Consider the following 4,475-nt stretch of genomic DNA (forward strand, 5'->3'; position numbering starts at 1 on the left):
CTGGTGTTCTTTATGCTGACCACCCGGCTATTGCCTGTGGACTACCTGGAATTGGCCAATAACACGTCGAGCCGCAGTCCGGTCACCGGAGAACCGCTACCAGAGCTGACGGTCACGGCCAACGGCGACGTAAGATGGCAGGGCCAGACGTTACCCCTGGAGCGCCTGGTCACCGATCTGTCTGAAGCCGGTACCACCGAAGTGAACCTCTCAACAACGGGCGATACACCCCTGGGAGCTTTTACCGCGGCCCTGAGCGCTTTGACTGACAGCGGCATCGACACTCACTGGAAGCGGACAAACGCAACGACACCATGAGCGATCTGGTTCCACCTCCGTTTACCTCCGGCAAAACCCTGATGGAACGCGTGGAGGATGCGCTTCTGCCGTTGATCAACCTGGTCTTCCTGCTGTTGATGTTTTTCATCGTTGCCGGCCAGCTTGCCGATGACCCACTGCCCGAATTGCCCGCCACCGAGCAGGGCGAAGACCGTCAGTCTCCTCATGCGGACATGATTGTAAGCGCCAACGGAGACTGGAAGGTCGACGGTGAGCTGCTCAACAAGGAATCCCTGGTTGCCAGGCTGCCGGAACCTGATGGCCAGCAGCCCCTGAAAATTGCCGCTGCCGAGAGCATCACCATGGCAGACCTGGAAACACTCTTCCGCTTGCTGGAGCAGGGCGGATACCAGGATATCCTGCTGTTGACGGAGCCCGCCCGATGATGCCGCAAAAGCCGCCCTTCCGGTGGGCACTTCTGCTGCTCGCAATCGTAGTGACCTTCGTCGCCCTGGCGATCGCCGCTCCCGAAGAGACGGTGGAACTCAACACCCTGGGCGAATCCGCGGTCAACACAGCGCCAGCCATCCGAATCAAGCTGGCTGGCGAACCCGAGCCGAAACCCGACGCCGCGCCAAAGCCAAAACCAGAGCCGAAGCCACAGCCTGAACCTGAACCCAAGCCCGAACCCGAGCCCGAGCCCGAGCCTGCCGCCGAGGCAGCGCCTGCGGCGCCCGCCGGGCCGCTGCCGGCCAGCGCCGCCGGCGGACGCTACGCCGTCAACGTCGGCAGCTTCTCCAACCTGGCCAATGCCCGCGCCCTGGCCGACAAGCTGCGCGCCGCCGGNNAGCCTGAGCCTGAGCCTGAGCCCGAGCCAGAACCTGAGCCGGAACCTGAGCCTGAACCGATAACGGAACCAACGCCCGAGCCAGAGGTTGCCGAAGAGGTCGCGGAAGCGGAAACACCGAGCGGTGATCCGGCAGAGACTGCAACAGAGAAACAGTCACAGGCGACCGTTGCACTGCAAAACGCTGGCGTTAGATCGGAAGTGGATAATTACCTGTCCAAACTCAGCCGCCATCTTGCCCGATACTATGAATATCCACGCAGGGCGAGGCGCCTTGGCCAGGAAGGCACACCCGTGATTGTGTTCGAGTTTCAACGGGACGGATCCCTGGTGGCCCACAGCCTCAGAACCAGCTCCGGACATCAGCTTCTGGACGAGTCGGCGCTGGCCATGCTCGAACAGGCAGCGCCTCTGCCATCAGTGCCGGAAGCAATTGCAGGCCAGAAATTCCGCTACGCCTTGCCCGTACGCTTCAGTCTTCGCTGAGACGTTGCCCTGCTGCGCCAGGTTGCAGCAGCGGTCAATGGGAACGCACCGATCAGGTGCGTGAGAGCGGAGGTCGCCTCTTCTGCCGAGCCCGGCAACCACAGCATGAAAATTCTTACCCTTCTGATTTAATTCCGGTTTCCTGGCAACCTGCGATTCTGGCACAGTCTCTGCAACTTCTCAGACAGCGGAACCAATGTCGGTTCTGTTCACAGCGACAGATTTATTCAGACGACGGCGTCTACTTGCACCTGCAGATTGCAGGCAGCGGGTATCGCCGTTTTTTTATGGCCGTTTCAAAAGTCTGGTCATCCGATAGAAGTCAGAGGAAAACACTATGTCTTACATCGTGCCTTCGGAATTCGTCACCAAAATGGTCGACGCCGGCGAATCCAAAATTTATATGTCCACCCGGGATACCCTCATCCGGGCTTTCATGGCCGGCGCCATTCTGGCGCTGGCTGCAGCGTTCGCCATCACTGTAGCGGTCGAGACCGGAGTCTTTTTGATCGGCGCTATCCTGTTCCCGATCGGGTTTTGCATGCTCTACCTGATGGGCTTTGACCTGCTGACCGGCGTGTTCATGCTTACACCCCTGGCATTGCTTGATAAGCGCCCCGGCGTAACCCCGGCAGCCATACTGCGCAACTGGGGCTGGGTATTCCTTGGCAACCTGGGCGGCGCGCTGACCGTCGCCTTCATGATGGCCTTTATCTTCACCTATGGTTTCAATACCGACCCGGGTGCCGTTGGCGCGAAGATCGCCAGTGTTGGCGAAGCGCGCACGCTTGGCTACGCGGAGTTCGGGGCTGCCGGCTGGGCCACCATTTTCATTCGCGGCATGCTGTGCAACTGGATGGTATCCATGGGCGTGGTTGGCGCCATGATTTCCACAAGCGTCAGTGGCAAGGTACTGGCCATGTGGATGCCCATCATGCTGTTCTTCTTCATGGGCTTTGAGCACTCTATCGTGAACATGTTCCTGTTCCCGTCCGCCATCATCATGGGCGGCGAGTTCTCAGTGATGGACTACCTGTGGTGGAACGAGATTCCCACCGTGCTGGGTAACCTGGTGGGCGGCCTGGCCTTTACCGGCCTTACCCTCTACACCACCCACGTGCGCACCGCACCCAAGCGCAAGATTGCAGCAGCCTACAGCGACGCTGCCCTGGCCCGTACCAACTGAGTCGGGGCGTCCTGCAACTCCGGCTGCCGCACCCGCCGGAGTTGCGTTTTCCTTGATCGAGGAAATGCCGTTTCCCAATGACCAGCTCCCTTTCCGTTTCCGCCGGCCAGTACTCCGACGCTGGCGTCAAACCAGTCAACCAGGACTTCCACGGTTTACTGGTGCCAAAGGGCCACCAGCTGATCACCAAAGGCATCGCCGTTGCCATCGCCGACGGCATCAGCTCCAGCAATGTCAGCCAGATTGCCAGCGAGTCCGCCGTCGCGGGTTTCCTCAGCGACTACTTTTCCACTCCGGAAAGCTGGTCGGTGAAACAGTCCGCCCAACGGGTGCTGCTCGCAACCAATGCCTGGCTTCATGCCCAGACCCGGCAAAGCCAATACCGCTATGACCGCGACCGAGGCTATGTCTGTACCCTGAGCGTGATGGTGCTCAGGTCCGCCACCGCACATCTGTTTCATATCGGCGACACCCGCATCTACCGGGTTCACCACGACCAACTTGAACAGCTCAGCACCGATCACCGGCTCTGGCTCTCCCCGGAAGAGAGCTGCCTGACCCGGGCCATGGGCATTGGCCATCAACTGGATATCGATTATCGAAGCCTGCCGATCCAGCCCGGCGATACCTTTTTGCTGGCGACCGACGGCATCCATGAGCACCTGGATGAGCGAACCATGGCCGGTATCATCCGGGAATCTGGCGATGATCTGGACGCTGCCGCCCGCCGGTTGGCAGCCCAGGCCCTCGAACAGGGCAGTGATGACAACCTGACCGCCCAGATCATCCGGGTGAACTCGGTCCCCGCGGTTCCGGAAAGCAGCGAGCTGTTTCACCAGCTGGCCCAGCTGCCCTTTGCGCCGGAACTTCAGCCGGGCCAACATCTGGACGGTTACCGGATTCTGAGACAGATTCACGCCAGCAGCCGCAGCCATGTCTACCTGGCGGTGGATGAGGAAACCGATACCCGGGTGGTGCTGAAGATGCCCTCACTGGAACAGAGACACGATCCGGTCTACCTGGAACAGTTTTCCACCGAGCAGTGGATTGCCAGGCGAATCAGCAGCGCTCATGTCGCAAGACCGTTCCAGTCCAGCCAACGACCCAGCTTTCTCTACCAGGCCACAGAGTTCGTGGAAGGCTGTACCTTGCGGCAATGGATGCTGGACAACCCGGCTCCGACACTTGATACCGTGCGTGATCTCGTTGAGCAGATTGGTAAAGGCTTGAGGGCATTCCACCGGCTTGAAATGGTGCACCAGGACCTGAAGCCGGAAAACGTGCTGGTGGATCCCCATGGCACTGTCACGCTGATTGATTTCGGTGCCACCCGGGTCGCCGGCCTTGAGGACTCTGAGATCGGCGAACAGGCGGTTCCTCGGGGGGCCGCCCTTTACAGTGCCCCTGAGACCTTTCTCGGCGAGCCCGGCAGCTGGCTATCAGACCAGTTCTCCCTGGGCGTGATTACCTACCAGTTGCTCACCGGCCAGCTTCCCTATGGCGCGGAAGTACCGAAAATCCATAGCCGGAACCAGCTTCGCGGGCTGAACTACCGGCCCGCGAGACACTTACGTGAGAATCTTCCCGCCTGGGTCGACGATACAATTGAAAAAGCGGTTCACCCTCAGGCCCACAGACGTTACCCGGCGCTCTCGGAATACCTGTACAAGCTGCGAC

At 60.2% G+C, this 4,475-nt stretch carries 5 protein-coding genes; all 5 read left to right on the forward strand.

Translation table 11 applies throughout. From position 1 onward, the window contains the following. A partial coding sequence (locus B2W52_RS16420) for an ExbD/TolR family protein (protein WP_286803752.1) occupies positions 1 to 318 on the forward strand: 318 nt, incomplete at its 5' end. After that, the gene (locus B2W52_RS16425; protein WP_064229296.1) at positions 315 to 725 is read left to right on the forward strand and encodes an ExbD/TolR family protein; all 411 of its coding nucleotides are present in this window, start codon (positions 315 to 317) and stop codon (positions 723 to 725) included. The genes B2W52_RS16420 and B2W52_RS16425, both read left to right, overlap by 4 nt. Continuing rightward, positions 725 to 1,612, forward strand: a complete 888-nt coding sequence (locus B2W52_RS16430) for a TonB family protein (RefSeq protein ID WP_476738542.1) — start codon at positions 725 to 727, stop codon at positions 1,610 to 1,612. Before B2W52_RS16425 ends, B2W52_RS16430 begins: the two co-directional genes overlap by 1 nt. Before the next feature lie 337 nt (positions 1,613 to 1,949). Further along, positions 1,950 to 2,798: a formate/nitrite transporter family protein gene (locus tag B2W52_RS16435; RefSeq protein WP_230706109.1), complete on the forward strand. Its 849-nt coding sequence runs from the start codon at positions 1,950 to 1,952 to the stop codon at positions 2,796 to 2,798. Between the two features lie 77 nt (positions 2,799 to 2,875). After that, the coding region (locus tag B2W52_RS16440) for a bifunctional protein-serine/threonine kinase/phosphatase (RefSeq protein ID WP_286803754.1) at positions 2,876 to 4,475 on the forward strand (1,600 nt) is incomplete at its 3' end.

Source organism: Marinobacter sp. UBA2498 (assembly GCF_002341575.1).
Lineage (GTDB): Bacteria > Pseudomonadota > Gammaproteobacteria > Pseudomonadales > Oleiphilaceae > Marinobacter > Marinobacter manganoxydans.

Bases quoted from the DNA above. Each gene is read 5' to 3' on its own strand.
- B2W52_RS16425 (WP_064229296.1), top strand. From the start codon at position 315: ATGAGCGATCTGGTTCCACCTCCGTTTACCTCCGGCAAAACCCTGATG.
- B2W52_RS16435 (WP_230706109.1), top strand. From the start codon at position 1,950: ATGTCTTACATCGTGCCTTCGGAATTCGTCACCAAAATGGTCGACGCC.